Source organism: Bacillota bacterium (genome assembly GCA_009711825.1).
Lineage (GTDB): Bacteria > Bacillota > Proteinivoracia > UBA4975 > VEMY01 > VEMY01.
The window spans coordinates 88,384-114,982 of the sequence record VEMY01000010.1 but is presented as its reverse complement, the minus strand read 5'-3'; the positions used below and the strand labels follow the sequence as shown (position 1 = coordinate 114,982).

General features: G+C 53.9%; 32 protein-coding genes and 1 riboswitch. Of the genes, 31 read left to right on the top strand and 1 reads right to left on the bottom strand.

Annotated features, from left to right (window positions below; translation table 11 throughout):
• Window positions 1-8: 8 nt before the first annotated feature.
• The 7 genes from FH749_05400 to FH749_05370 all read left to right on the top strand — a co-directional run bounded on the left by FH749_05400 (window position 9) and on the right by FH749_05370 (window position 7,152).
• Complete coding sequence (locus FH749_05400; protein ID MTI94912.1) at window positions 9-263, top strand: hypothetical protein; 255 nt, start codon at window positions 9-11, stop codon at window positions 261-263.
• A 114-nt stretch (window positions 264-377) separates the two neighbouring features.
• A riboswitch (glycine riboswitch) is annotated at window positions 378-483 on the top strand.
• Between the two features lie 135 nt (window positions 484-618).
• The gene (gcvT, locus tag FH749_05395) at window positions 619-1,725 is read left to right on the top strand and encodes a glycine cleavage system aminomethyltransferase GcvT (protein MTI94911.1); all 1,107 of its coding nucleotides are present in this window, start codon (window positions 619-621) and stop codon (window positions 1,723-1,725) included.
• Window positions 1,726-2,112, top strand: a complete 387-nt coding sequence (gene gcvH / locus FH749_05390; protein ID MTI94910.1) for a glycine cleavage system protein GcvH — start codon at window positions 1,726-1,728, stop codon at window positions 2,110-2,112.
• A gap of 3 nt (window positions 2,113-2,115) precedes the next feature.
• Entirely contained in the window at window positions 2,116-3,459 is a 1,344-nt protein-coding gene (locus FH749_05385) for an aminomethyl-transferring glycine dehydrogenase subunit GcvPA (GenBank protein ID MTI94909.1), read from the top strand.
• Window positions 3,459-4,919: a glycine dehydrogenase subunit 2 gene (locus FH749_05380; protein ID MTI94908.1), complete on the top strand. Its 1,461-nt coding sequence runs from the start codon at window positions 3,459-3,461 to the stop codon at window positions 4,917-4,919. Before FH749_05385 ends, FH749_05380 begins: the two co-directional genes overlap by 1 nt.
• Window positions 4,920-5,004: 85 nt before the next feature.
• Complete coding sequence (lpdA, locus tag FH749_05375) at window positions 5,005-6,378, top strand: dihydrolipoyl dehydrogenase (protein ID MTI94907.1); 1,374 nt, start codon at window positions 5,005-5,007, stop codon at window positions 6,376-6,378.
• Between the two features lie 69 nt (window positions 6,379-6,447).
• Window positions 6,448-7,152, top strand: coding sequence for a DUF421 domain-containing protein (locus FH749_05370; GenBank protein MTI94906.1), 705 nt, complete (start codon window positions 6,448-6,450; stop codon window positions 7,150-7,152).
• Window positions 7,153-7,176: 24 nt separating this feature from the next.
• Here FH749_05370 and FH749_05365 read toward each other — a convergent pair whose 3' ends face one another.
• Entirely contained in the window at window positions 7,177-9,753 is a 2,577-nt protein-coding gene (locus FH749_05365) for an aminotransferase class III-fold pyridoxal phosphate-dependent enzyme (GenBank protein ID MTI94905.1), read from the bottom strand.
• A gap of 270 nt (window positions 9,754-10,023) precedes the next feature.
• Here FH749_05365 and FH749_05360 point away from each other — a divergent pair, with 270 nt between their 5' ends.
• From FH749_05360 to FH749_05245, 24 genes are all read left to right on the top strand, one after another.
• Window positions 10,024-10,464 (top strand): 3-dehydroquinate dehydratase, encoded by a 441-nt coding sequence (locus tag FH749_05360; protein MTI94904.1) that lies wholly within the window; start codon window positions 10,024-10,026, stop codon window positions 10,462-10,464.
• A gap of 3 nt (window positions 10,465-10,467) precedes the next feature.
• Window positions 10,468-11,535 (top strand): aminopeptidase P family protein, encoded by a 1,068-nt coding sequence (locus FH749_05355; GenBank protein ID MTI94903.1) that lies wholly within the window; start codon window positions 10,468-10,470, stop codon window positions 11,533-11,535.
• Between the two features lie 12 nt (window positions 11,536-11,547).
• Window positions 11,548-12,105: an elongation factor P gene (efp, locus tag FH749_05350; protein ID MTI94902.1), complete on the top strand. Its 558-nt coding sequence runs from the start codon at window positions 11,548-11,550 to the stop codon at window positions 12,103-12,105.
• 60 nt (window positions 12,106-12,165) lie between these two features.
• A complete protein-coding gene (locus FH749_05345; GenBank protein MTI94901.1) occupies window positions 12,166-12,603 on the top strand; it encodes a hypothetical protein in 438 nt (145 codons plus the stop codon).
• Between the two features lie 75 nt (window positions 12,604-12,678).
• Window positions 12,679-13,626: a stage III sporulation protein AA gene (gene spoIIIAA / locus FH749_05340; protein MTI94900.1), complete on the top strand. Its 948-nt coding sequence runs from the start codon at window positions 12,679-12,681 to the stop codon at window positions 13,624-13,626.
• A gap of 2 nt (window positions 13,627-13,628) precedes the next feature.
• Window positions 13,629-14,147 (top strand): hypothetical protein, encoded by a 519-nt coding sequence (locus FH749_05335; GenBank protein MTI94899.1) that lies wholly within the window; start codon window positions 13,629-13,631, stop codon window positions 14,145-14,147.
• Between the two features lie 12 nt (window positions 14,148-14,159).
• Window positions 14,160-14,366 (top strand): stage III sporulation protein AC, encoded by a 207-nt coding sequence (gene spoIIIAC, locus FH749_05330; protein ID MTI94898.1) that lies wholly within the window; start codon window positions 14,160-14,162, stop codon window positions 14,364-14,366.
• Window positions 14,367-14,377: 11 nt separating this feature from the next.
• Complete coding sequence (spoIIIAD, locus tag FH749_05325; GenBank protein MTI94897.1) at window positions 14,378-14,764, top strand: stage III sporulation protein AD; 387 nt, start codon at window positions 14,378-14,380, stop codon at window positions 14,762-14,764.
• Window positions 14,761-15,882: a stage III sporulation protein AE gene (spoIIIAE, locus tag FH749_05320; GenBank protein MTI94896.1), complete on the top strand. Its 1,122-nt coding sequence runs from the start codon at window positions 14,761-14,763 to the stop codon at window positions 15,880-15,882. Before spoIIIAD ends, spoIIIAE begins: the two co-directional genes overlap by 4 nt.
• A gap of 7 nt (window positions 15,883-15,889) precedes the next feature.
• Entirely contained in the window at window positions 15,890-16,501 is a 612-nt protein-coding gene (gene spoIIIAF, locus FH749_05315; GenBank protein ID MTI94895.1) for a stage III sporulation protein AF, read from the top strand.
• Window positions 16,502-16,550: 49 nt separating this feature from the next.
• A complete protein-coding gene (locus FH749_05310) occupies window positions 16,551-17,117 on the top strand; it encodes a hypothetical protein (GenBank protein ID MTI94894.1) in 567 nt (188 codons plus the stop codon).
• An 11-nt stretch (window positions 17,118-17,128) separates the two neighbouring features.
• Complete coding sequence (locus FH749_05305) at window positions 17,129-17,710, top strand: SpoIIIAH-like family protein (GenBank protein ID MTI94893.1); 582 nt, start codon at window positions 17,129-17,131, stop codon at window positions 17,708-17,710.
• A gap of 95 nt (window positions 17,711-17,805) precedes the next feature.
• Window positions 17,806-18,210 (top strand): Asp23/Gls24 family envelope stress response protein, encoded by a 405-nt coding sequence (locus FH749_05300; GenBank protein ID MTI94892.1) that lies wholly within the window; start codon window positions 17,806-17,808, stop codon window positions 18,208-18,210.
• Window positions 18,211-18,239: 29 nt separating this feature from the next.
• The gene (amaP, locus tag FH749_05295) at window positions 18,240-18,779 is read left to right on the top strand and encodes an alkaline shock response membrane anchor protein AmaP (GenBank protein MTI94891.1); all 540 of its coding nucleotides are present in this window, start codon (window positions 18,240-18,242) and stop codon (window positions 18,777-18,779) included.
• Window positions 18,780-18,790: 11 nt separating this feature from the next.
• The gene (locus FH749_05290) at window positions 18,791-19,003 is read left to right on the top strand and encodes a DUF2273 domain-containing protein (protein MTI94890.1); all 213 of its coding nucleotides are present in this window, start codon (window positions 18,791-18,793) and stop codon (window positions 19,001-19,003) included.
• A gap of 16 nt (window positions 19,004-19,019) precedes the next feature.
• Window positions 19,020-19,448: a transcription antitermination factor NusB gene (gene nusB, locus FH749_05285; protein MTI94889.1), complete on the top strand. Its 429-nt coding sequence runs from the start codon at window positions 19,020-19,022 to the stop codon at window positions 19,446-19,448.
• A gap of 1 nt (window position 19,449) precedes the next feature.
• A complete protein-coding gene (locus tag FH749_05280; GenBank protein MTI94888.1) occupies window positions 19,450-20,370 on the top strand; it encodes an O-sialoglycoprotein endopeptidase in 921 nt (306 codons plus the stop codon).
• Window positions 20,371-20,473: 103 nt separating this feature from the next.
• Window positions 20,474-21,289 carry a sulfide/dihydroorotate dehydrogenase-like FAD/NAD-binding protein gene (locus tag FH749_05275; protein ID MTI94887.1) on the top strand — a complete coding sequence of 272 codons (816 nt, stop codon included), beginning with the start codon at window positions 20,474-20,476 and terminating at the stop codon, window positions 21,287-21,289.
• Window positions 21,286-22,698, top strand: coding sequence for an NADPH-dependent glutamate synthase (gltA, locus tag FH749_05270; GenBank protein ID MTI94886.1), 1,413 nt, complete (start codon window positions 21,286-21,288; stop codon window positions 22,696-22,698). The genes FH749_05275 and gltA overlap by 4 nt, the downstream gene beginning before the upstream one ends.
• Complete coding sequence (folD, locus tag FH749_05265) at window positions 22,699-23,544, top strand: bifunctional methylenetetrahydrofolate dehydrogenase/methenyltetrahydrofolate cyclohydrolase FolD (protein ID MTI94885.1); 846 nt, start codon at window positions 22,699-22,701, stop codon at window positions 23,542-23,544.
• The gene (gene xseA, locus FH749_05260) at window positions 23,538-24,770 is read left to right on the top strand and encodes an exodeoxyribonuclease VII large subunit (protein ID MTI94884.1); all 1,233 of its coding nucleotides are present in this window, start codon (window positions 23,538-23,540) and stop codon (window positions 24,768-24,770) included. The genes folD and xseA overlap by 7 nt, the downstream gene beginning before the upstream one ends.
• Window positions 24,748-24,948, top strand: coding sequence for an exodeoxyribonuclease VII small subunit (gene xseB / locus FH749_05255; GenBank protein ID MTI94883.1), 201 nt, complete (start codon window positions 24,748-24,750; stop codon window positions 24,946-24,948). The genes xseA and xseB overlap by 23 nt, the downstream gene beginning before the upstream one ends.
• Window positions 24,938-25,819, top strand: a complete 882-nt coding sequence (locus FH749_05250) for a polyprenyl synthetase family protein (GenBank protein MTI94882.1) — start codon at window positions 24,938-24,940, stop codon at window positions 25,817-25,819. Before xseB ends, FH749_05250 begins: the two co-directional genes overlap by 11 nt.
• A gap of 12 nt (window positions 25,820-25,831) precedes the next feature.
• A complete protein-coding gene (locus FH749_05245) occupies window positions 25,832-26,266 on the top strand; it encodes a divergent PAP2 family protein (GenBank protein MTI94881.1) in 435 nt (144 codons plus the stop codon).
• Window positions 26,267-26,599: the final 333 nt, after the last annotated feature.

The following is a 26,599-nucleotide window of genomic DNA, read 5'->3' as shown; positions in this document are numbered from 1 at the left end:
TGTTTGCTTTGTTGACCATGGATGTAAAGAAAGAATTGTTTGCCCGTATTAAGCTGCCGGAACTGAATATCGAGGCGCGGGTGACAATTCTTGCCAACGGTGAAGTGGAAGTCAGTTTCACACCCTGGAATCAGTGGAGTCTGACGGGAGAATCCTTTGAACAGCTGGTGGAAGACTATAACTTATTGAAAAGCCACATAAAGCTCTGCCTGGATAATCAAGCGCAGGAACGTTTAGTGCCCCCACCGAGACCAAAAGATTGAGATTTTTAGCCAAATTAGTGCCAAACGCTAGTTCTTTTAATCACTTGCGCTGATTTGCAGGATTTTTCCCCGGGATTGACGAAAATACCTGATGATAAAGTGCATACAGGTGGATGATGGGTGACGGGAGAGATCCGCGCACGGCGGGCGCCGAAGGAGCAAGGCCTTGAAATGTTGCGTTCAGGCCGAAACTCTCAGGCAAAAGTACTGTCACTTGGACACAACTCTGGAGAGCGTTGTTTGCAGCGCACCAAAGGGGATGAAATCTCTCAGGTAACAGGACAGGGAAAACAGCATCAGCTGCTTTTTCTGTTCTTTTTTGTTAAAACTATGACTGGAGGTGGGATTATTGGATTTGGAAAACTTGAACAAGACACCTTTGTATCAGCAACACGTGGACGCTGGCGGAAAAATTGTCGACTTTGGTGGTTGGGCGCTGCCGGTTCAGTATAGCGGCATTCTGGAAGAAATCGACGCTGTGCGTAACCGGGCCGGACTGTTTGATGTTTCCCATATGGGGGAAATCGTTGTCGGCGGAGAAAAAGCACTGGATTGGCTGCAATCCATGCTGACCAATGACATCGGCCGTTTGGTGGACGGTCAGGTAATGTATACCCTGATGTGCTATCCCGATGGCGGTGTGGTGGATGATTTGCTGGTCTATCGGTTCAACGCCCAGAAATTTCTCTTGGTTGTCAACGCCGCCAACGCTGAAAAGGATTGGCTCTGGTTACAGCAACATTGCTGGCAGGGTATCCAGCTGGAGAATACTTCCGACACCACAGCGCAATTGGCGCTCCAGGGGCCGGAGGCGGAGGCGATTTTGCAAAAAATTACTGATATCCCCCTGGATCAGCTGGGCTTTTTCCGCTTTGTCCATGAAGCCAATGTCGCTGGCCGCTCCTGTTTGATTTCCCGGACCGGCTATACTGGCGAAGATGGATTTGAGATTTACTGCCGGCCGGACGTCGCGGCTCCGCTTTGGGAGGCGATTATGGAGGCAGGGAAAGACAAAGGTCTCTTGCCGGCAGGGCTGGGCTCTCGCGACACTTTGCGTTTTGAAGCCAACCTGCCCCTGTATGGACATGAAATTTCCCCGGAAATATCGCCGTTGGAAGCAGGGCTTGGATTCTTTGTCAAGCTGAAGAAGGAAGCCGATTATATCGGCAAGCAGGCCCTGATTGCCCAGAAGGAAGCAGGCCTGAAACGGAGATTACGGGGTCTGGAAATGTTGGACCGCGGCATTCCCCGGGCCGAGTATCCGGTTTACAATGAAGCTGGCGATCAGATTGGTGTTATTACAACCGGCTCTTTCTCCCCGACAGTGGGCAAGAACATAGCCAATGCCCTTATGGACACCAGTTACATCGAGGAAGGCACCACCGTCTTGGTTGGCGTGCGTAATCGCCGGCTGAAGGCGAAAGTTGTTAAATTACCATTTTATAAACGGGAGGCTAAATAAATGAACATTCATCAAGAACTGAAGTACACCAAGGAGCATGAATGGGTAAAAATCGAAGGCAACAGGGTTACCGTAGGCGTCACTGACTATGCTCAGGAGCAGTTGGGCGACATTGTATTTGTCGAGTTGCCGGATGTGGATGATGAGATTGGCACAGGCGACAGCTTTGCAGTTCTGGAATCAGTTAAGGCCGCCGCTGACGTCTACTCACCGCTGACAGGTGTTGTCGCTGAAATTAACGAAGATTTGCTGGATGAACCCGCGCTTGTCAACAGCGAGCCCTATGGCAACGGCTGGATGGTCGTTTTTGAAGTTGAGGATGTAGAGGCCATCGAAGGCCTGATGACCCCTGAAGAATACAGCCAGTTTGTCGCTGAACAGGAGTAGCGCATGGCAAAACGCTATCTTCCCAATACTCCGGAACAACGTCGGGAGATGCTGGCGGCCATCGGGGTGGAAAAAATCGAGGATTTGTTTGCCGATATCCCCGGCAAGCTGCGCTTTAAGCGCGACCATAACCTGCCCCATCCAATGGCGGAACCGGCTTTGGTCACCCATATGGAGTCGCTGGCAGCAAAGAACAACATCAGCGCTGTAAATTTCCTCGGCGGCGGTGTTTATGACCACTTTACTCCTTCGGCAATCAACCATATTCTCACACGCTCTGAGTTCTATACAGCGTATACACCCTATCAGCCCGAAGTCAGCCAAGGTACGTTACAGGCAATTTTTGAATACCAGTCCATGATTTGCGAACTGACCGGCGCTGATGTATCCAATGCTTCCCTCTATGACGGGGCCACCGCCCAGTCGGAGGCGGCAATTATCGCCCTGAACACCACCCGCAAGCGCAAGCTGCTGGTGGCCGAGACCATGCATCCCTGGTATCGTCAGGTATTGACGACCTCTATGGACGGTCTCGATGCGGAAGTGGTAATCATCCCCGCCAAAGATGGCCGGCTTTGCCAGCAAACCCTAGCTAAAGAGCTGGACAAAGATACTGCGGCACTCATGGTTCAATCCCCCAACTTCTTTGGCAATCTGGAAGACTTGCCGGCTCTGGGCAAAGAGCTTGCCAACCACAAAGCATTGTTTGTGGTCACAGCCGATCCCATCAGTCTTGGCGTGCTGGAAGCTCCCGCCAAGCTAGGCGCCGATATCGTCATCGGTGAAGGCCAAGGTTTGGGCCTGGGCCAGAATTTTGGCGGACCGCTCCTGGGCTTCATGGGCGTCAGCAGCAAACTCACCCGCCGGATCCCCGGCCGGGTAGTGGGCCAGACCACCGATACCGAAGGCCGGCGCGGCTTTGTGCTCACCCTCCAAACAAGAGAGCAGCATATTCGCCGGGAAAAGGCAACTTCCAACATCTGTTCCAACCAGGCGCTCTGTGCACTGGCTGCATCCGTTTACCTCAGCCTGATGGGACCGGCCGGTCTCCAGGAGGTGGCAAAGCAATCGCTGCTCAAGGCCAATTGGGCAAAAGAGCAGTTGACAGCAGTGCCGGGAGTGGAGTCTGCCTTTGCGGGGCCGATGTTCAAAGAGTTTGTGCTCAAACTTCCCAAACCAGCGGCAGGCGTAATTGACTCGCTGCTGGAAAAGGGAATTTATGCTGGTGTTGACCTAGGCCGCTTCTATCCGGATATGGCCGATTGCCTGCTGGTGGCGGTTACCGAGAAGCGCACCCGTGAAGAAATTCTCGCCTACAAAAACGCTTTACAGGAGGTGCTTGCGTAATGAAACATCCGGTTCCCCTGATTTTTGAACGCTCTGTCCCCGGTCGCACCGGATATTCCTTACCGGAACTGGACGTGGATCAGCACCCCCTGACCGACTTGCTGCCTGCCGATCAGCTGCGCAGCGAACCGCCGGCTCTGCCCGAGGTGAGCGAAGGCGATGTGATTAGGCACTATGTCAAGCTTTCATCTTTGAATCACAGTGTGGACTCCGGGTTTTATCCCCTGGGTTCCTGCACCATGAAATACAATCCCAAGCTCAACGAAGATATGAGTCGTCTGCCTGGATTTGCCCGGCTCCATCCCCTGGCGCCGGAAAGCTGCAGCCAGGGCGCCCTGGAAATGATGTATAACCTGGAGCAGTATCTGGCGGAGATAACGGGCATGGATGCCGTTACCTTGCAGCCTGTGGCCGGCGCCCATGGTGAATTTGTTGGTTTGAAGCTGATTGCGGCCTACCATCAGAGCCGGGGTGATGACAAGCGGACCAAGGTCCTGGTTCCTGACTCTGCCCACGGCACCAACCCCGCCAGCGCCGCTCTGGCCGGCATGCAGGTTGTTGAAGTGGAGTCCGACTGCGACGGTTGTGTCTGTCTCGACGATCTCCGCTCTAAGATCGATGACCAAGTTGCGGCATTGATGCTCACCAACCCAAATACTTTGGGTCTCTTTGATCAGCAGATCTCAGAAATTGCCGCTGTTGTCCACGAAGCTGGCGGCCTGCTCTATTATGACGGCGCCAACGCCAACGCAATCATGGGCATTGTCCGCCCTGGGGACACCGGTTTTGATGTCGTACACCTCAATCTGCACAAGACATTCTCCACCCCCCATGGCGGCGGCGGACCAGGGTCTGGACCGGTGGGTGTGAAGGAAAAACTAGTTCCTTTCCTGCCCAAGCCCCGGATCAAGAAGGACGGGGATCAATTCCGGTTTGATTACGACATACCCCAGTCCATCGGCAAAGTCCACGGCTTCTATGGCAACTTCGCGGTGAACGTGCGTGCCTACACCTATATCCGCACCATGGGCGGCGAGGGCCTGCGGGCTGTGAGCGAGGACGCTGTCCTCAACGCCAACTATCTCCAGAGCCAGTTGATCTCCGATTATCATCTGGATTATAAACGCTACTGCATGCACGAGTTTGTGCTTTCCGGCAAACTCCAAAAGCACCAGGGAGTCAAGACCTTGGATATTGCCAAGCGGCTGCTGGACTTCGGCGTTCATCCACCGACAATTTACTTCCCCTTGATCATCGAGGAAGCGATGATGATCGAACCCACCGAAACCGAGGGCAAGGAAACCCTGGATTACTTCATCGAAGTGATGCGCCAGATTGCCAGGGAAGCCCGGGAGCAGCCGGAACAAGTGACCGGCGCCCCCCACTCCACCCCGGTTACGCGGCTGGACGAAGTGGGCGCTGCCCGCAGTCCGGTGGTGCGGTGGCAGAAGCAGGAATAGACATAGTTACGCCCGGCCCCTGAGGGGTCGGGCTATATAACTATATCTCTTACCAGTATTGAGGAAGAAAGGAAAGGTTGATTCTATGTATGATTTAATAGTCATTGGCGGTGGTCCCGGCGGCTATGTGGCCGCAATCCGGGCAGCCCAGTTAGGCGGCCGCGTGCTTCTGGCCGAGGCCGGTGAGCTGGGCGGAACTTGTCTCAACCGGGGTTGTATTCCCACCAAGGCTATGTACCATTCGGCCAAGCTATATTCCGAAGCCCGGGAAGGAGAACAATTTGGCCTCAGCTTTGAAGGACTGAAGCTGGATTTCAGTGCCGTTGCCAGCCATCGCGATGGAGTGGTCAAGACTTTGGTTCAGGGGATTCACGGCCTGATGGAGGGCAATGAGATTGAAGTTGTCAACGAAAAGGCCGAACTTTTGGCGCCTGGTAAAGTGCGCCTCGGCGCCAGGGAGGAGGAAGCCAAGGCAGTAATCATCGCCACCGGTTCTGCCCAGGGCAAGCCGCCGATTCCCGGCATTGACAGCCCCGGGGTCGTGGACACCGACGCAATCCTCCACAGCGAGCAGCTGCCCCAGTCGTTGTTGGTGCTGGGCGGCGGCGTGGTTGGAGTGGAATTTGCCTCGATAATGAGCTCCTTTGGCGTCGATGTTACGCTGGTGGAGATGCTGCCCGGTCTTCTGTCCACTTTGGACAGCGAGTTGGGGCGGCGGCTCTCGGTTTGCCTGCGCAAGGCCGGGGTCAAAATCCACACCGGCACCAAGGTATCTAGCATTGAGTCCGGCAGTGGCGGCCTCAAGGTGGAGCTAGAAGGCAAGCGGGGCAATCAGCAGGTAACGGTGGAGCAGGTTCTGCTGGCCGCCGGCCGCATGCCCAACTATGGCGGCATCGACCTCGATGGTCTCGGAATCGGATACGAACGGAGCGGGATTGTCGTGGACAAGACCATGGCCACCAGTGTGCCCGGAGTTTGGGCAATTGGCGACTGCGTGGGCGGCGCCATGCTTGCCCATGTCGCTTCGATGGAGGGAATTGTCGCTGCTGAGAATGCAATGGGTCATAGGGCAGAAATGGACTATACAGCGGTGCCATCCTGTGTTTTCACCCTGCCGGAGGTTGCCAGTGTTGGCTTGAGCGAAGCGGAGGTCAAGGAGCAGGGCCTGGAATACAAGGTAGCAAAGTTCCCCTTTGCCGCCAACGGTAAAGCCCTGGCCCAGGGCGATAAAGAGGGAATTGTCAAGATGGTGGCCGCCGCCGACGGCAAAATCCTCGGCGTCCACATTATCGGTCCCCACGCTTCTGATTTGATTGCCGAAGCGACAGTGGCGGTCGCCAAGGGAATCACATGCGAAGAATTGGCCGGCATCATCCACGCTCACCCCACTTTGGCGGAAGCGGTGGCGGAAGCCGCCCATGGCCTCGCCGGCGGTTATTTACATTTTCAGGGGCGGTAAGCAAAAACCGGAGTCAACTGACTCCGGTTTTTATATTTGCCACCTCGGGTAAACTAGAATTGAGAGGTGATGGCCCTGATTTTTGATGTTCTGATACGCTCGGTGCTGGCCTTTTATTTGCTTGTGCTGATGACACGCCTGTTGGGAAAAAAGGTGATCTCCCAGCTGAACTTTTTTGACTTCATTGTCGGCATCACAATTGGATCAATCGCTGCAGCTGCCTCCACCGATCCCGATTTGCCGCTGGTCTACCCTCTGACGGCGATCGGGGTGTGGACGGCGGTGGCGATCTTAAATAGCTGGCTTGCCCTAAAGATCATGTATTTTCGCAAATGGACTGAGGGAGAAGCGACGTTGGTTGTGTACAAGGGAAAACTTCTGGAGCGGAACATGGCCCGGATTCGTTATAACAGCGACGACCTGATGGCCCAGTTGCGCAACAAAGGTGTGTTCAGTCTCGACCAGGTTGAATATGCGCTGCTTGAGACCGACGGCCATTTGAGCGTTCTGCAGAAGGCCGAATATCAGCCCCTGCGGCCGGAGCACCTGGGGCTGGATGTGAAGCGGGAAAACCTGCCGGTGGTGGTGATCAGCGAGGGAAAGATAATCCGTCACCGCCTGAAGGAATTGGGGGTCACCGAAGCCTGGCTGCGCAGCAAGCTCCAGGATCAGGGAGTGGCGGATTTGGATGAAGTAGTTTTGGCCCAGATTGATTCCCGTGGCCACCTTTATTATGACCTGGAGGACGACGGTCTGAATCCGGATACAAAATAGCCCTGCAGGGCAGGGCTAGGGTAATCAATTTACCTTTTTGGAATGACCGTTGCGGGCACGGACAACCCGCTGCCAATCGGCTTCAGAAAGCGGCTTGTCGAAGCTGCGTAAATCTGCGACCCGAAAACCGTGTTTTTGGGCCAGCTTGCGCATCATCAGCACGGTCTCCATGGGAATGTTGCTGCCGATGCTGGTGTGCTGGAGATGGCCTTCAAGAGCCAGCAGCATGGTTTCTGCCATGCAAGCATAACCCAGGCCCTGCTCAAACCCGAAATTCCACCCAAGATCCGGGCGCTGCCAGAGTTCGACCACGCCGCCATCGATGACAAGCACATCGGGACGCAGGCGTTTGATTTCCCGACTGACATTGGCTGGCCGTGAAAGATCGCAGACAACGGCGCCGAATTTCACATTGCCCGGGGTCACCAACTCGCTGACCGAATTGGTTGCGGTGGCCACGACGTCGGCCCGGGGCAGGGAGGCGTCGGCATCGACGCTGATGGTGATGGGAATATTCTTGGCAGCATCCACAAAGAACTTGGTAAACGTGTCGTCATCGGCTGTTGTAGCCGGCGGCTGTAGTCTGCGGAGCATCTGGCCAATGGCACTGTCTGGCGCTTCTGTCAGCAAGTGACGGCAAATGGAGTCTGCCACTGCCTGCAGGCGTTGACGGCTGCGTTGGGGATTGGACGGGTTGCCCAGTAGCACCAAGTGACCCACCGATTCGGCCAGCAGGTGGGAAAGGGCGCTACCGATGGAGCCAGACGCGCCAACCACCGCCGCCGTTGTTCGCTGGGGCAAAATGCCCAGCCGCTCCAGGGCCTGGAGCACGGCCTCGCCGGCGGTGGCCACCGTATAGCTGTTGCCGGTGGTCAAAGGCACACCCACATCCCGGACCCGCATGCCGCCCCAGGTGACAACCGAGGTGAAGGCGCCCAGGCCCACCAGCTCCGCGCCCTGCTCCCGGGCCAGTTCTACGCCTTGGCGCACCAGGGCGAGACTGGCTTCCGGATTCATTTCCATCAACTGTTTAGCCGTTGCTGGGATGTTGATAAACTGACAAGTGGCGCTGACGCCGGCGGCCGATTGAATTGGCGCTTCGCCGATTACAAAGGGCGATAGTTCCGACTGCCAGTCCTGAATCAGGACATCCAATTGTTCGGGTTTTAACTGCCCGAGGCTGGCGTCGAACTCTGAAAAACTGTTGGCAGCCAGGGGATGGAGCAGAAAAGCAAATTTGCGGCCCCGCGGAATCTGGGGCTGACGGGGGATACGCTTGCGGGGTAGCCGGGTGGGGCTGCCATCGGCCAACAGCGGGCTGAGCAGCGCGCCGGTATCGCCCTGGTCCAAAAGGTGCAATGTCTGTTCAAGAGCTGTCAAAAGCTGCTCTGCTTCTGTTTCTGTTATTGTCAACGGGGGCTGGATGCGGATAACATTGGCGCCGTTTAGTGTTGGCGCCACCCGCACCTGATGTTGATTCAGGAGATGGCTGGAGACCAGCGGCGTCAAAAGCTGCTGTTCCGCCAAATTGCCAAGCAGGCAATGGGGATGGGTGTTTCTGTCGATGTTGAACTCCAGGCCCAGCATCAGTCCCCGTCCCCGGACAGTAACAAAATCATAGGGGGCAGTGAGTACCTCTAGACGCTGGTGGAGCCAGGCGCCTGTTTCGGCTGCTTTTTTTACCATTGCCTGGCCATCGGCAGTCAACAGCTCCAAGACTGCAATGCCCGCCTCACAGGCCAAAGTGCCGCCGGCGAATGTAGAAGAATGTTTAAGTCCATATTCACTGGAATAGAAGTCTTTCTTGCTCAAGACTGCGCCGATGGGCATCAGCCCGCCGCCTAGGGCTTTGGCCAAAAGCAGCACATCGGGAGTAATAGCCTCCGTTTCGCAAGCAAACAAGCGGCCGGTGCGGCCCAGTCCGGTTTGAATCTCATCAACAATTAACACAACCTGATGTTTGCTGCAGAGCTCACGCACAGCTTTTAGGTAGCCCGCAGGCGGTAGTACAACGCCGCCTTCACCCTGCACCGGCTCCACAATAAACGCTGCCGGCTTCCCACTGTCGGCCTCCAGGTATGCGGCAAGCGCATGGGAATCGCCGAAAGGGATGTAATCGAAGCCGGGGACCGGAGCGCCAAAGGCCGCTTGATAAGATTCTTTACCGGTGGCCGAGAGGGCGCCCAGGGTTTTGCCATGAAAACTATTGCTGGTGGTGAGGATTTTATTTCTACCTGTGGCCGAGCGGGCGAGTTTTATAGCCGCTTCAACGGCCTCGGCGCCGCTGTTGGTGAAAGTCACATAATCCAGGCCGGGAGGCGCGAGGGAAAGCAGGCGCTCTGCCAGCTCGGCTGCCGGCGTTAGCGCCGAGGGTTGCATAAAGTTTGGCCTGGCGGTGGAGCGCACTTTTTCCAGGGCGGCCCAAATTTCCGGCGGGTTATGGCCGAAGGGAAGGGCGCCGTAGGCGGACACGCAATCCAAATACGCTTTGCCCTTGGCATACAAAAAACTACCTTCACCCTTTTCATAGTCCAGATTCATATGTAGATGTTCCAGCATTTCACCCAGCCAGGGGTTGATGTGTCGCTTGAAATTGCCCATGTAATTCCCTCCAGTGTTTTGTGACACCTAATCTGCAATTGAGTCGCCTATAAAAAGAAGCAGACCACGGTTTAAGGAAGCGTATTTTAAACACCTTCGGAGTTTAAAAACGCGATGTGCACAAGATTGTGCTCAGATATTTATTAGTATAGCAAACATCTGGTCTTAATAACAATATTTTTTCCCGGTGGGAATATTGGAATTTACAGGCAAGGAGAGATGGCGTATACTTAGAGAAGATGGAAGCTGAAAACAGGAAGGGTTTTTGCGATGCGTTTTTGGGTGATCAACGGTCCAAATTTAAACTGGCTTGGCCGGAGGGAAGTGGCTGTTTACGGTGATCTTTCTCTGGAGGCGGTGAATGACAAACTGATGGACTGGGCTGCCGGGCGCAAGCTGGAATTGGTGTTTCGCCAAGCCAATTGTGAGGGGCGGATTATCGATTTTCTGCAAGCAGCCGAAGATGACGCCCGGGGGGTTGTCCTCAATCCCGGCGCCTTTGGGCATTACAGTCTTGCGATTGCCGATGCCGTTAGCGCCTTGACGGTGCCGGTGGTGGAAGTACATTTGACCAATGTTTTCGCCCGGGAGCCGGAGCGTCATACGCTGCCGGTGGCCGCCCGTTGTCACGGTTTGATAGCCGGGCTGGGCTGGCGCGGTTACCGTCTGGCCCTAGAAACGCTGACTGAAATTATTGAGGGGAGCGAATAATAAATGGAGCGTTATAAGAAGCTGCAAAATTTAATGGCTGATGTGGACGGTATGATGGTTATGCAGGCTGAGAACCGGCGCTGGCTTACCGGCTTTACCGGCTCGGCGGGTATAGCTGTGGTGCCCCGCAGCGGCAAGCCGGTATTTATGACCGATTTTCGCTATGTGGAGCAGGCAACTGAGCAGGTGCCCGGCTTTGAAATCGTTCAGGCCGGTCGCGAGATGTTGTCTACAGACCTGCAGCAGGTTTTGACCAAACTGGGCATCAGAAAGCTGGGATTTGAAAAGGACCATCTGACAGTCGGACAGTTTCAAAAGATGGAAACAGCCCTTTCCGACATCCAACTGGTGGCCCAGGACAATGTCGTTCTGGAGCTGCGCAGTGAAAAGGATGGATCGGAAATTGAACTGCTTGCGGAAGCAGTGCGGATTGCCGATGAGGCCTTCAACTACATATTGGATGTGCTCAAACCGGGTCTGACCGAACGGGCAGTGGCGCTGGAATTAGAACATTATATGCAGGCCCAGGGTGCAGCTGGCGCCTCGTTTGAGATTATAGTTGCCTCCGGCCCCCGGTCGGCGCTTCCCCACGGCGTTGCCAGCGAAAAGGTGTTGCGGGCAGGCGAGTTTGTTAAAATGGATTTCGGCTGTGTTTATCAGGGGTACTGCTCTGACATCACGCGCACTGTTGTGCTTGGCAAGGCGGATGAGCGGCAGCGGGAGATATATCATACGGTGCTCGATGCCCAACTGGCGGCAATCGACGGGATTCGCCCCGGGCTCACCGGCGCCGACGCCGATGCCCTGGCCCGGAATCTGATTAGCGAACGGGGATACGGCGATAATTTCGGCCATGGCCTTGGCCACGGAGTCGGCCTCGCAGTCCATGAACTGCCAACCCTCAGTCCCGCATCCACCCATACATTGCAGGTAAACAATGCCGTCACCGTTGAGCCAGGAATATATTTGCCGGGCTGGGGCGGTGTGCGGATTGAAGATATTGTTGTCGTTACCGAAACGGGCTGCCGGATATTGACTTCCGCCCCGAAAAATTTAATTGAATTGGCTTAGGAGGTTTTTGAGATGATTTCTCCCAATGATTTTCGAACCGGTTTGACAATTGAAATTGATGGCCAGGCCTATACAATCATTGATTTTCAGCATGTCAAGCCTGGCAAGGGCGCTGCCTTTGTGCGCACCAAAATGAAGAACCTGGAAACCGGGGCCGTTACCGAGCGGACATTTAATCCCAAGGACAAAATCGCCAAGGCCCATGTGGAGCGGCGTCCGACCCAATTTCTCTATACTTCCGACGACCGTTGGTATTTCATGGATACTGAGACCTATGACCAGTTTGACCTCGGGTTGGATCAACTGGGGTCTGCAGTGAAGTATCTTAAAGAAAATATGGAATTGCATTTGCAGGTCTACCAGAATCGGATTATTGGCGTTGACTTGCCGGTGACGGTGGAGTTAACCGTAACCGATACCGAACCGGGTATCCGCGGCGACACTGCCTCGGGGGGCTCCAAGCCGGCGACATTGGAGACCGGTCTGGTGGTAAACGTTCCTTTCTTCATCAATGTCAGGGATGTGTTGCGCATCGATACCCGCAGTGGCGAGTACCTGGAGCGGGCTTAGGAATAATTGCGACCGCTGCGGTGAATATACTTACTGAATTTAAAATAAGGAGGAATCGCAATGAGCACACTGAAAGAACGGGTTTCGTACATACGCGGATTGGCAGAGGGGTTAAATTTGGACAGCACCGAACCCAATGGTAAGGTGCTGACCCAGATGCTGGAGTTGTTGGCGGAGATGGCCGATCAGATTGAGGATCTCGATGCCCGACTGGATGATACCGAAGATGTGTTGGAAGCACTGGACTCGGATCTGGCTGATGTCGAGGAGTTTTTGTTTGATGAGGATGAAGCAGACGCGGAATTTGCTGAAGACGAACTCAGCGAGTTTGAAATCCAGTGCCCCCACTGTGACGAAATCGTTTATGTTAATGAAGATGACCTGGAAGAAGTCGCTGATGACGAGGTGGAAATCCTTTGTCCCAATTGCAACAAAGTGATTTTTTCCGATGAAGAGGGCCAGGATGAAGAAGCGGAGCCGCCGGTAACAGTCGATTAGCTGGTAAAATCTTCATAGCCAAGGCATAAAAACACCTTCCCTTCAATATCTATTATTGCAAGGGAGGTGTTTTTTTTGCTTTCTAAGCTGCAGTGGGAGGAACACCTTCTACCGTTGTTAGTTCCCAGGGTGCGTAATGCTATCCGTGGGTTGCCCCATAGAGACCGACAGCAAGTGGAAGAAATTCGTCTGCGCTCTGGCAGCCATCCCCTGCTGGATATGGGGGACAGAAGCTGCCCGCTGCCGCTGCCAGAGGGGGTGTTAACCCTTACGGATATCCAGGAGACTGTAAACCTGCTCAGTCAGTATTCTTTTTATGCCTATGCCGGCCAGCTGGCCCAGGGCTACCTGACAGTGGCCGGCGGTCACCGGATTGGCGTTGCCGGCCGGGTGGTGGCGGAAAACAATCTGGTCACGGCAATGGCCGAGATCGCTAGTCTTAACTTCCGTGTGGCCCGGCAACTGCCGGGCGTCGCCGATACTGCACTCCCCTGGTTGTTTACATCCCGGGGTCAGGTATGCAGCACTTTGATACTGGCTCCGCCCCGCTGTGGCAAGACCACTTTGCTCCGGGACTTGGTTCGGCAGTTGAGCGCCGGGGGGCAGGGACGCGCCGGACTGAATGTCGGCCTGGTTGACGAACGCTCCGAATTGGCCGGCTGTTACCGGGGGGTACCCCAGCTGGATGTGGGCCCGCGTACCGACGTGCTTGACGCCTGCCCCAAGGAACAGGGATTGTTGATGCTTGTCCGCTCAATGGGCCCTCAGGTGGTAGCGGCAGATGAGCTGGGCCGTTCCGGCGATATGGCGGCAATTGAATCAGCTCTTTGCGCCGGGGTGGCGGTGCTGTGCACCGCCCACGCCAACGATTTAAAGGATGCAGAAAACAAGCCTGTCTTAGGGAAACTACTTGCCCAAGGTTTTTTTGAGCGGATTCTGGTTTTGGCCAGGCATAATGGGAAGCCCCGACTCGCCGCTGTTATAGCATTGCCTGACAGGCAATTTTTGTACAGGAGTGATTGAAGATGCTGAGAGTATTAGCCGCGTTTATGATACTAGCAGCCTCCACAGGCTTGGGGTTTGCCCTGGCGGAGGGTATCCGCAATCGGCCCAGGCAATTGCGCATGCTTCAATACGGGTTGACTATTCTCCTCAGCGAAATCCGCTACCGGCAAACACCACTGCCCCATGCGTTTCAGTTGTCTGCCCGGCGCTTGGATGCACCGGTGGCCGGGCTCTTTATGGCTCTGGCTAGAGGTCTGGCCCAGGCGGAGGGGCGGGGATTATATTGGGTCTGGCAGCAGACGGGGACTGCGGCCCTTCATGACTCCGCTTTGAGCCAACAGGATTTGCAGGTTGTCGACAGCTTGATGCGGGTGCTTGGCAGTGGCTGCACCGGAGAACAGGAGCGGCAATTGGAAATGCACCTACGGCATCTGCAGCAGGAGGAAATCCAGGCGGAGAAACAGCGGGAGAAAACAGAAAAAATGTGGCGCTATCTGGGCGTGCTCAGCGGGATTGCTCTGATAATAATTTTGCTCTAGGGGGGCTGACGGGTGGATGTTGTAAATGTGGATTTACTTTTTAAGCTGGCGGGGATTGGTATCTTGCTGATGGTGTTTACCTCTGTGCTCAGTCAGGCAGGTAAAAACGAGCAGGCCCAGTTGCTCACTCTGGCGGGCGTGGTAATGGTAATGATGTTCATTATTCACCTGATAGGAGATTTGTTCAACACCGTCCGGACAATATTCCAGATTTACTGAGGTGAGTGGCCATGACAATTATGCAGGTTGTTGCCCTGGCAGTGGTCGCCACAATTTTGGTTATTGTGATCCGCCAGGAAAAACCGGAACTGGCCTTTCAGGTGTCTATGGCTGCCGGCCTACTGATCTTTGCCCTGGTGGCATGGAAGCTGTTGGAGGTAATTAGTTATCTGGAACGCCTGGCGCTGCAGGCCGATTTGAATATGGTGTTTTTGGGGACGTTATTGCGGATAATCGGCATCTCGTATATGGCGGAGTTTGGTTCCCAGGTGTGTCGGGATGCTGGCGAGGGGGCGATTGCCACCAAGGTAGAACTGGCCGGCAAGGTCTTGATAATTTTATTGGCGCTTCCGATTATCACGACAATATTTGACACGGTTTCGAGGTTACTGCCTTGAGACGGGCGCTGACATTGGCCCTGGTGCTAGTGATAATTATTCTTGCGCCGGTTCCGGCCTTCGCTGACGCGGATGAAGACGAGATGCTTATGGAGATGGAACGCCAGTGGCAGACGGCCTATGCCCAGTATGAGCGGTATCTGCCGGAATTGGACTGGCGTACGCCTGGAGCGCGGTTTGATATCCTGGGTCTGATTTCCGGGCTGCTGACATTCCTCTTCCATGAAATCTGGGTCAACGGTGTTTTGTTGGGTCAACTGTTGCTTTTGGCGGTGCTGGCGGCAGTGCTAAACCGATTGCAAGCGGCCTTTGGCAATGATGGAGTGGCCCGGGTTGGCCGTGCGGTAGTGTTTTTGGTTCTGTTTTCCGTGAGTGTGCATAGTTTTACGGTGGCCAGTGGCATGGTCCGTGAAGTGGTGGGTGCGATGTCCGACTTCACCATGGCATTGGTACCGGTTTTGTTGGCCCTGCTGGCTGGCATGGGCAGCCTTGCGGCGGCGGCTGTGTTTCAACCCCTGTTGTTTACCGCTGCGGCGGTGATTGGTTTTATTATCAGTAATGTGATTATGCCGCTCTTGTTTTTGGCTATGGTCCTGGCGTTGGTGGACAAAATGATGTCCGGCCTTGGGCTACAGCGTCTTGCCGGCTTTCTTAAAGATGGCGCAGTTTGGATATTGGGCCTACTGTTGACGCTGTTTGTGGGTGTGACTGTCATCAACGGGACGGTGGCCACAATCGCTGATGGTGTTGCCTTGCGGACTGGTAAATTCGCCGCCAAGGCGGCGGTGCCGGTGGTGGGTGGAATGTTTGCCGATGCCTTTGAGACGGTGGCGGGAGCATCCCTGGTGCTCAAAAACTCGGTGGGTGTTTTTGGTTTGGTGATGCTGACAGTCATCTGTGTGTTCCCGATTCTAAAATTGTTTGTAATCACAGTGATCTATCGGCTGACGGCGGCATTGATTCAGCCTTTGGGCGAAGATGGAATCAGTGGCACGTTGGATACAATGGCCGGCTTCCTCTTTGTGCTGATTGGCACCCTGACCGCGGCCGCACTGATGTTTTTCTTTGTGGTTACAATTCTGGTGGCATCAGCGAATCTGATGGTGATGGTGAGGTGAGCGCTGCTTGCAAACGCTCTACGAATTAGTGCGGAAACTGATTCTGTTGGCAATTTTGGCGGGTTTTTTTGAACTGCTGCTGCCAAGCAACACTTTTAAAACATACTGTCGATTGGTGGTAGGTTTGTTGATTCTGGCAATGCTTTTACAACCGGTGATGGACTTATTGGGCCAGGGATGGAATCCAGAGCAATTTCTGGCGGACTCGGAACTGGGATTGACAATAAGCACTTACCCAGAAAACGGTGAGGATCAACTGGGAAGTTTGGATGCACAGGAAATGGTAGAGCAGCAATTGGCCCAGCAGCTTACTCCGACAGTGAACCGGCGTTATCCCGGCACCGAAACAAGAGTGCGTCTGGACTTGGAACTAGATGAGCATGGCAACATGGTTGCAGTTAATTCACTGGCGGTGTTAATCGCTCCGAAAACAGGGGGAGCATTCGCCATCGAATCGGTGCGTATAGGGGGCGAGGACTCCCGCGATTATCTGGAACTGGCGAATGACGATTTGATTTTTGCCTTGGCGGAGCGGGTGGACCTGCCGGTAGAGTCAGTGAGCCTATACATGCATTCAGAACTTGAGCGGCAGTTTACGGAATCCGACCAAACGAATTAAACAGGTCGACCGAACCTGTCCTCAGACTCTCAATTAAGCGGGGGGAGCAATGAACGTGAATTTAAAGGGCTATTTTCAGCAGGTGAAAAAGCGTGCCGGCGCTAACAAACTGCTCCTGGGAATATTGGGGGCTTTGGGCGTGATGCTGCTGGTGCTGCCGGGAAGTTGCCAAATGCCGGCGGGCGTTGACGATCCACCCGGTGGTTATGTGCAGAGTCAGCCCGATTACCAGACCCAGCTGCAAGCGGAGTTGGAACGAATCTTGAAAACCATTGATGGCGCCGGGCGTATCTCGGTATTTCTGACTTTGGACGATGAACAGGAAATGGTTTATGCCTGGAATCACGAGGAGCGGGAACGAACGGTTTTTGAAGAGGATGCCCAGGGCGGAGTAAGGGAGCAGGTTGAGTACGATGAGCGGGGCCAGCTGGTAATTGTCCGCAATGGCGGGCAGGAGCAACCGGTTGTCACCCAGGTTATTCGCCCTAAAGTCCGGGGAGTGCTGATTGTATCCAGTAATGCCGACAATCCCCGGGTACGGCAGCGATTGTTGGAGGCAGTGCAGGGGGCCTTGGACACACCTGCATATCGGGTTACTATACAAAAAGGAAGGTAGGAGGGTTGAAAATGTTGAAAATACCCCGGTCGGTGGTGATGTTTTCATTGGTTGTGTTGGTTGTCGCCGCCGGATATTTGGTTGTGACGGCCGGCGGCCTTTGGGAGCATTTGGATTTTACCGCCCAAACCCCGGACCCGGTTACACCCGGGCTGGATGACGTAAAGGAAGAAGATGAGGAGGCGGAAGAAACTTTGTTTGAGGAGAACGACCCCGCCGAATGGCAGTTTAGCAGCGGCGAAGAATTTTTTATCGAATACCGGCTGGAACGGGAACGGGTGCGGAGCCGGGAACTTGATGTCTTGAACCAAATGATTGATAATCCAAATATCAGTGATGAGGCCAAGCGGGAGGCAGAACAGAAACTCCTAGACCTCCACGGGCTAATGGAGACGGAAATGCTGGTGGAAAATGCCGTCAAAGCCCAAGGTTATGATAACGCTGTTTTAATTTTGCAGAATGACGCGGCATTTTTAATTGTCAGCGCCGGCGAGCTCAGTACTCCCGAGGTCAGTCTGATTATCCATATTGTGATGAACAGCACCGATATCGCTCCAGATAAAATCAATGTGACTGCCCAATCAGGAAAATAGCAGGTGGTAATTGATTGCTAATTTTGTTATAATGAACTAAACTTAAAGAATAAACGCCTTTGGTTTTTTTATACTAGTGTGGAGGTGTGTAGACAATGACTGACGAACAAAAGGTATTAAGTGAGCATACTTACGGCTCAATTAAAATTGCCGACGAAGTTGTGTCAATTATCGCTGGTCTCGCCACTATCGAAATAGAGGGTGTGGCCGGTATGAGTGGCGGTTTTGTTGGCGGTATTGCAGAAATGCTTGGCAAGCGCAATCTGAGCAAGGGTGTGAAAGTTGCTGTCGGCGAAGTGGAGACAGCAGTTGATTTATGTCTAATTGTTGATTATGGCATCAACATTCCGGAAGTAGCCGAGCAAGTGCAAAAGAATGTAAAACAAGCGATTGAGGGGATGACCGGTCTCGATGTTGTCCAGGTGAATGTTCACGTTCAGGGCGTTAAGCTTCAGGCCCTGGCCGAGGGCGAGACGGCTTCATCATCAGCCCGGCTCTAAGTAAACGCTGAACAAGGGGGGAGTTATTTTTGGTTAAGGCATTATTGACAGCACTGTGGGTATTAGCAATTGCAGTTTTGGCGGGGTTTCTGACGGTGATGCACTTTAGCGCTGCGTTATTGGAGTTCGCGGTCAATGTTCTGGAAACGGTTTTCGCAAACTGGCAGTTCTCGTTATTATTCGCGTTTATAGCCGGAATTTCTTTGTGGTTGTTTTTTGTCCAGTTTCGCGTTGTTGACCGTGATCCCACCCCCAATTCGGTAATAATTCAGGCAGAAGAAGGGGAAGTGCGGATTGCGCTTACGGCAATTGAAACCCTAATCAACCAAGCCGCGTCCCAGGTTCGGGGCGTGCGGGAAATCAAGGCCAGTTTCTATAATCGTAATGAGGCGTTGGGAGTGTACATACGCACTGTGGTGGCAACAGAAGACAGCATTCCCGAGCTGAGCGCCCAACTGCAAAAGGTAATCCGCGACCATGTTTATCGGATTGCCGGGATATCGATTGAAGAAGTTAAGGTATTGGTGGAGAACGTAGCCAGCGCCCGCAGTCGGGTTGAACTCCGATAGGAGGTAATGCTATGAAAGATTTATTGTCTAGTCTCAGGTCGGCCGGCGGTCGGATTATCGGCACTATTGTCGGTCTTGTTATTGGTCTTTTGTGGGCTATGTTTGGATTTTGGAAAACCGCGTTTATCATTCTCTGTGCTGTGGCCGGGTATCTGGTCGGCAAGGCTCTGGATGGTGACGAAGGTTTAGAGACTATTTTGCGACGCCTGTTACCGCTGCGCTAAGAGGCGGCGCTTTTTTTTGCAAGGAGGAACGGCCGTGGCCAGAAGAGCAACACGGGAATTAGCCTTTCGCATTGTCTATCAGACTGACTTTGGCACTGAACCAGATTGTAATCAGGAAATAGAGTATTTTCCCAAGCAAGTTGATGCGGAATATTTGTCGACCTTGGTTGATGGTGTAAATGCCGTCAAGCCTGCTTTAGATGAGCTTATTGCTAGATACAGCAGAGGCTGGTCCAGTGAGCGTCTTCCCCGGGTGGACAAGGCGATATTGCGCATCGGTATTTTTGAGCTATTGCGCGACACCGTGCCGGAAGCTGTTGCGATAAATGAAGCGGTGGAGCTGGCCAAGGCCTATGGAAACGATAAATCCGCCGGCTATATCAATGGATTGTTGGAAACGGTGCGTAAAAACAAAGAAACGCTGGCCCAGGAGTTGGAACCTTAAAATGAGTGTCCTGGGCATAGACACCAGCAATTATACAACTTCGGTGGCAGTGTTAGATGAGCCGGCCAACCTAATTGCCCAACAGCGCCGTTTGCTCCAAGTGCCCGCAGGCAGCCACGGCCTGCGTCAGTCGGAAGCTGTATTCCAACATCTCCAAAACCTTCCTGATTTGGTCGAGCAGTTGGCGATTGACTTCCAGCAACTATCAGCCGTTGGCGTCAGCGTCCGGCCCCGGGATCAGTCGGGGTCTTATATGCCGGTTTTTACTGTCGGCGCCAATTTCGCCCGGGTTTTGGCAAGGGGACTGTCTGTGCCGGTGCATGAATGCAGTCACCAGGCGAATCATCTGGCGGCTGCTCTCTGGTCATTGTCCTGGTGGCCGGAGCAGGGCGAGGAATTTATTGCCGCCCATGTTTCTGGCGGCACCAGTGAAATCTTACATGTGCGCTGGTCATCTACACCCAGCGTAACTGTTTTGGGGGCAACCAGAGATTTGAATGCCGGTCAATTTGTCGACCGGGTGGGAGTTGCCCTGGGTCTGGACTTTCCTGCCGGCCCGCAATTAGAGCAGTTGGCCCGTAAAGCCAAGGGTGAGGTGCGTCTGGCCAGTCCGGTTGAGGGCTGCGATATGAGTTTTTCCGGCCCCTTAAGCGCGGCGCTGCGCCTGGTGGGCCAGTCTGAGCCGACAGAAATTGCCCGGGGCGTGGAAGACTGCGTTGCCAAGGGTCTGGAAAAGGCCTTGCTGCATGCCTGCGACCACACACGGCTGTCGGATGTCTTGCTGGTTGGGGGCGTAATCTCCAATCAGCGGATTCGTCAACGCCTGGATCACCGCCTGCGTGGCCTGAGGCTGCGATATGCCAGCCTGGAAACGGCCCGGGACCATGCCATCGGCGCCGCTGTTCTGGCGTGGAAAAATTGACCCGCAAGGCGGGTTTTTTGCTGTATTTCCCTAATTGGGGAGGAATCTGTGCTTTATGAGCGAAATTTAATATTTGAGCTTTTATAAGGGAGGGACTTGACCAGTGTTTAAAATTATTGAAAAGCAGGAACTGGCTCCTACTCTCAAGCTGTTCAGGGTTGAAGCGCCAATGATTGCCCGGCGTGCCCAGCCCGGCCAGTTTGTGATTCTCCGGGTCCACGAACAAGGTGAACGGATCCCGTTGACTATCGCCGACTTTGATCGGGAGCAAGGCACAATAACTTTGGTTTTCCAGGAGGTTGGGCATTCAACTCAACTCCTGGGAGCTTTGGCGGTGGGCGATAGCATCCCCGACTTGCTGGGACCATTGGGGGAACCAACTGAGCATCCAGAAGGAAAAAATGTCGTCTGTATTGGCGGCGGGGTAGGCGTTGCACCTGTGTATCCGGAAGCAAAAGCACTTCATGAGCAAGGGTATAATGTGACGACAATTATCGGCGCTCGTACCGCTGAGCTATTGTTCTTTGAAGCGGAAATGGCCGCTGTCAGCAATCAGGCATTCGTCACCACCGATGATGGCAGCAAAGGTCACAAAGGCTTTGTTACCGATGTTCTGCAGAAACTGATTGATGAGGGCAAGAAACCGGACTTTGTAATCGCTGTTGGACCAATTCCGATGATGCGCGCTGTCGCCGAGTTAACTCGTAAATACGAAATTAAAACCATTGTCAGCCTGAACTCGATGATGGTAGACGGCACCGGCATGTGTGGTGGCTGTCGGGTCACAGTGGGCGGAGAGGTCAAGTTTACATGTGTCGACGGTCCCGCTTTTGACGCCCATGAACTGGATTTTGACGAGCAAGTAAGACGCCTGGAGATGTACAAAGAGATGGAGAAAAAAGTGGGAGGTGAGTGCTGATGGCAAAGATTGTCCCCAAAAAACATCCAATGCCCGCCCAGCCTGCGGAGGAGCGAGTAAAGAACTTCGATGAAGTCCCCTACGGTTATGACGAAGATACCGCAATCGCGGAAGCGCTCCGCTGCCTGCAATGCAAAAACCCCCGCTGTATCGAGGGTTGTCCGGTGGGGATAAATATTCCTGCATTCATTCTTAAAATAGCTGAAAAAGATTACCAAAGCGCGGCTGATATTCTCAAGGACAAAAACAGCCTGCCGGCAGTCTGCGGTCGGGTCTGTCCCCAGGAAGAGCAGTGCGAACAGGTTTGTATCGTCGGCATTAAAAATGAGCCGGTGGCCATTGGCCGCCTAGAGCGCTTTGCCGCCGATTGGGAAGCGGCCAACAGCAACAAAGAAGTTGAGCCCGTGCCGTTGACCGGCCCGAAAGTGGCTGTTGTCGGCTCCGGCCCTGCCGGTTTGACCGTTGCCGGTGAGCTGGTGCGTAAAGGGTACCGGGTTACAATCTTTGAAGCTTTCCATCAGCCGGGCGGCGTTCTGATGTATGGAATCCCGGAGTTCCGTCTGCCCAAGGCAATTGTCCAGCGGGAGATTGACTATCTTAAAAAACTGGGCGTAGAAATTCAGCTGAATGTTGTCGTCGGCCGGACAGTTACCATCGAAGAGCTGATGACAGAAGAAGGCTATGAGGCGGTGTTTGTAGGTTCCGGAGCAGGATTGCCTTATTTCCTCAACATTCCCGGCGAAAACCTCAATGGTGTGTATTCTGCCAACGAGTTTCTCACCCGGACCAATCTGATGCGGGCCTACATGTTCCCCAAATGGGAGACACCAATTCATGTGGGCAAAAGGGTGGCCGTCGTTGGCGCCGGCAATGTGGCTATGGACGCTGCCCGGACGGCGCTGCGATTGGGCGCCGAGGAAGTACACATTGTCTACCGCCGTTCCGAGAAGGAAATGCCGGCCCGGATTGAAGAAATTGAACATGCCCGCGAAGAAGGGATTAATTTCAATCTCCTTACCAATCCAATTGAAGTTTTGGGCGATGAAAAGGGTTGGGTAAACGGCCTGAAGTGCGTAAAAATGGAGCTGGGCGAGCCAGATCAATCAGGCCGCCGGCGGCCGGTACCGATTGCCGGCTCTGAATTCGTGTTCCCGGTGGATGTGGTGGTCGTTGCCATTGGGCAGGGCCCGAACCCCCTGATTCCTCGAACCACTTCCGGTCTTGAGACCAGCAAATGGGGCAATATCATCGCTGATCCGGAAACCGGTCGCACCAGCATCCCCGGTGTTTATGCCGGCGGCGATGTTGTGACCGGCGCAGCCACAGTTATCAAGGCAATGGGTGCGGGTAAAGTTGCAGCCCAGGCCATCGATAAATACCTTACCAGTAAAAATGAGGAGGCGAACTAAATGAGTGCGAAGATCATTGACGGCAAACAGGTTGCCAAGCTGCTACGCAAGGACATGACCGAAAAGGTTGCCAAGCTAAAGGCAGAAAAAAACATTGTTCCCGGACTGGCTGTAGTTTTGGTCGGCGATGACCCTGCATCTGCCACCTATGTAAGGATGAAAGCCAAGGCCTGCAGTCAGGTAGGTCTCTATTCCGAAGTCCATCGCCTGGACGCCGATGTCAGCGAGCAAACCGTGCTGGATCTGGTGGAAAAACTCAACGCCGATGACAAGATTCACGGCATTCTTGTCCAGCTGCCGCTGCCCAAGCATATCGATGAGTTGAAGGTCCTGGAAACCATCAATCCTGCCAAAGATGTGGACGGCTTCCATCCCATCAACGCCGGCCGGATGCTGGTTGGTGAGGACAGTCTGCTTCCATGCACCCCCTACGGCATCATGGAACTTCTGGCCCAGGAGGGTGTGAACCTCAAAGGCAAAAACGCTGTTGTCGTCGGACGGAGCAATATCGTCGGCAAGCCGATTGCCCTGCTTTTGCTGCGGGAGCATGCCACCGTTACAATCTGTCACTCCCGGACCGCAGACTTGGCCGCCCATACCAAGAATGCCGATGTCTTGATTGTTGCTGTCGGGCGCCCTGAGTTCGTTACCGGCGACATGATTAAACCTGGCGCGGTGGTTATTGATGTGGGCGTCAATCGCGTGGATGATAAGCTGGTTGGCGACGTGGAATACGAAACCGCTTTGAACGTTGCGGGAAGCATCACTCCGGTTCCCGGCGGCGTGGGGCCGATGACGATTACCATGCTGCTCCACAACACAATCCTTGCCGCTTCCAAATGCTAGATTCTGCCCGGGCGCTTACCGTCAGTGAGCTCACTGATGCGGTCAAGCGGGCAATCGAGCAGGCTCCCGCTCTTTATGATACAGTTGTGGTGGGCGAAATCTCCAATTTCGTCCACCATGGTTCCGGACATATGTATTTCACACTCAAAGATCGTGATTGTGCAATTAAATGCGTAATGTTCAGAAACTGGAATCAGCGCCTGCTCTTTACGCCCTCTGATGGAGACAAGGTATATCTCCGGGGCGATGTGACAGTGTATAAGCGGGGCGGCAATTACCAGTTAAATGTTTTTTCCATGGAACCTGCGGGGCAGGGAGCGTTGGCCCTTGCTTTCGCTCAATTAAAAAATAAGCTGGAAGCTGAAGGACTGTTTGCTCGGGAGCGCAAACAGTCCATTCCTGCTTTTCCTGCCCGGATTGGCCTGATAACCGCTCCGGGAAGCGCCGCGCTTCAGGATTTCCTTACTACCGCTAGCGGTCAGGGGTGGCCGTTAACTACCTTGCTGGCCCCGGCTTTGATGCAGGGGCTTGGCGGGGCAAGTTCGGTAATTACAGCTTTAAACAATCTATCCAGACTAGAACTGGATGTGATCGTAATTACCCGGGGAGGCGGCTCGCTGGAGGAATTATCGGTGTTTAATGAGGAAGCTGTTGCCCGGGCGGTGGCGGCTTGTCCGATTCCTGTGGTCAGCGCCATCGGGCACGAAACTGATTATACAATTTGTGATTTTGCCGCGGACGTTCGGGCCGCGACACCGACTGCCGCCGCTAAACTGGTGGTACCCGAGCGGGCTGCCGTACTCCAGCAAATGGCCGGCTTTGACCAGCGACTGCGTCAGGCAATACAGGGACGACTCACTGCCGTCCATAGTGATTTTAGCCGGTTGCGGAGCAGACCAATTCTTACAAGACCCTGGCAGCTGCTTTTGCAGCCCCGGCAAAATCTCGATTACACTGCATACAAACTGCAGACAATTTTACAAAATTTGCTCGATGCCAGGCGAAACCGTTTGTCTGCTCTCAATAACCGCCTGGAGGATCTTAACCCTCGGAACGTACTGAGACGCGGGTATTCGCTAATCAGAACTGAAACGGATATAATAAACAGTGTGTGTCAGTTGCGGCCAGGCCAAGACATTACAATCCAACTCCAGGATGGAAGCGCCCGGGCGCTGGTGCAAGCTGTTGAAGGGAGCAAAGCTGATGGAAGCAAAGGAGAAACTTAAGTTTGAAGATGCCCTGCGCCGCCTGGAAGAAATTGTCCATACCCTGGAGCAGGGGGATGCTGATTTGGAAGCAGCGCTTACATTGTTTGAAGAAGGCAGCAATTTGATTAAGGTCTGCGACCAGGAACTGAAAACTGCCGAGCAAAAACTGGAAAAGCTGGCCGGAAATGACGAATAGCTTTAATCTGAACTCTTATATCCAAGAACGCTGCCTGTTGGTGGAGGCCGCAATGGAGCGGCATCTGCAGTGGCTTGACAGCCCGTCGCTTTTGCGGGAAGCGATGCAATACTCTCTTTTTGCCGGTGGCAAACGTCTGCGGCCGGTATTGACTCTGGCTGCTGCTGAAGCCTGCGGTGCGGAACATGAATGTGCCTTAGACGCAGCTGTGGCCTTGGAATTCGTGCACACCTATTCCCTAATTCACGATGACCTGCCGGCCATGGATGATGATGATCTGCGCCGGGGCAAACCAACCAACCATAAAGTTTTTGGCGATGGAATGGCGATTTTGGCCGGCGACGCTTTGCTGACCGAGGCGTTTGCAATCATCAGCCTGACCCAGCGGAAACCGGAAACTACTGTCGCCATGGTCAGGGAATTGGCGAAAGATGCGGGTCCCCAGGGAATGGTCGCGGGTCAGGTTATAGATATTCTCGGCCAAGTCGCCACTGAAACTGATTTATTGGCTATGCACAGCCGCAAGACAGGCGCGCTGCTGCGGGCGGCTGTTCGCTTGGGCGCAATTGCCGCAAATGCTTCCGACAAGCAGTTGCAGACCCTGACCACATATGCCGAGGCCTTGGGACTGTGTTTTCAAATTGTTGATGACATCCTTGACGTGGTGGGCAATGTCAATGAGCTGGGCAAAGAGCCGGGAGCTGATGCCCGGGCCGGCAAAAAAACAATTGTTGATTTCTGGGGCGTCGACAAGGCACGAACAATGGTCGCCCAGTACACAGAACGGGCTGTTGCCAGTATAGAGGATTTTGGCCCCAGAGGTGAGCACCTGCGGCAGTTGGCCCTTAATCTCAGTGAGCGCAGCAGCTAAGGAGGCGGCGAGATGTTTTTTGACAACAAAATTTTTTGGGTTTCATTGGCGGGGTGGACAGTTGCCCAGCTGTTAAAGGTGTTCTTTGACCTATTAACCCACCGTAAGCTCAACCTCAGCCGGCTGGTGGGAGCCGGCGGCATGCCAAGCTCCCATGCTGCTTTCGTTTCTGCTTTGACTACCGCCGTGGGTATTGTAGAAGGTTGGGATTCCACGGCTTTTGCGATTGCCTTGGTGCTGGCGTTAATAGTGATGTATGATGCAGCTGGTGTGCGCCGGGCAGTAGGTAAGCAGGCCCGAATTCTCAATACACTGATTCCGCGCCTCTACCATGGCAGCAATTTGGTCAATGAAAAAGAAAAATTAAAAGAATTGCTAGGACATTCGCCTTTTGAAGTCTTTTCCGGTGCGGTTTTAGGTGGTTTAATTGCATATTTATTAACTTGAAGAAAATGGATTCTCAGAGATTATTATATATTGTATGAGTATCGTATAAATGTTAAACTGATAATACCATTCAGGGTGGTGCAGTATCCTAGTCGGTGCACCTCTGTCTGAGGGCGGGCCTAAAAATCCGTCAAAGGGCACATCGATGAAGTTCCTGGTGCCGGCTGCCGACGCCCCGTTGGGGGTTGGTGCTGGGAGTTAAGAAGGATGGGGCGATCTACAAGGGCATGTAGGCGTTGACCCCGCCTTCGTGGAGACCCAAGTGCGTGGCGCTATGCAGAGGGTATAGTGCTACGGCTTGGGAAGAACCTGTATGCGGTTCCGACCGATATT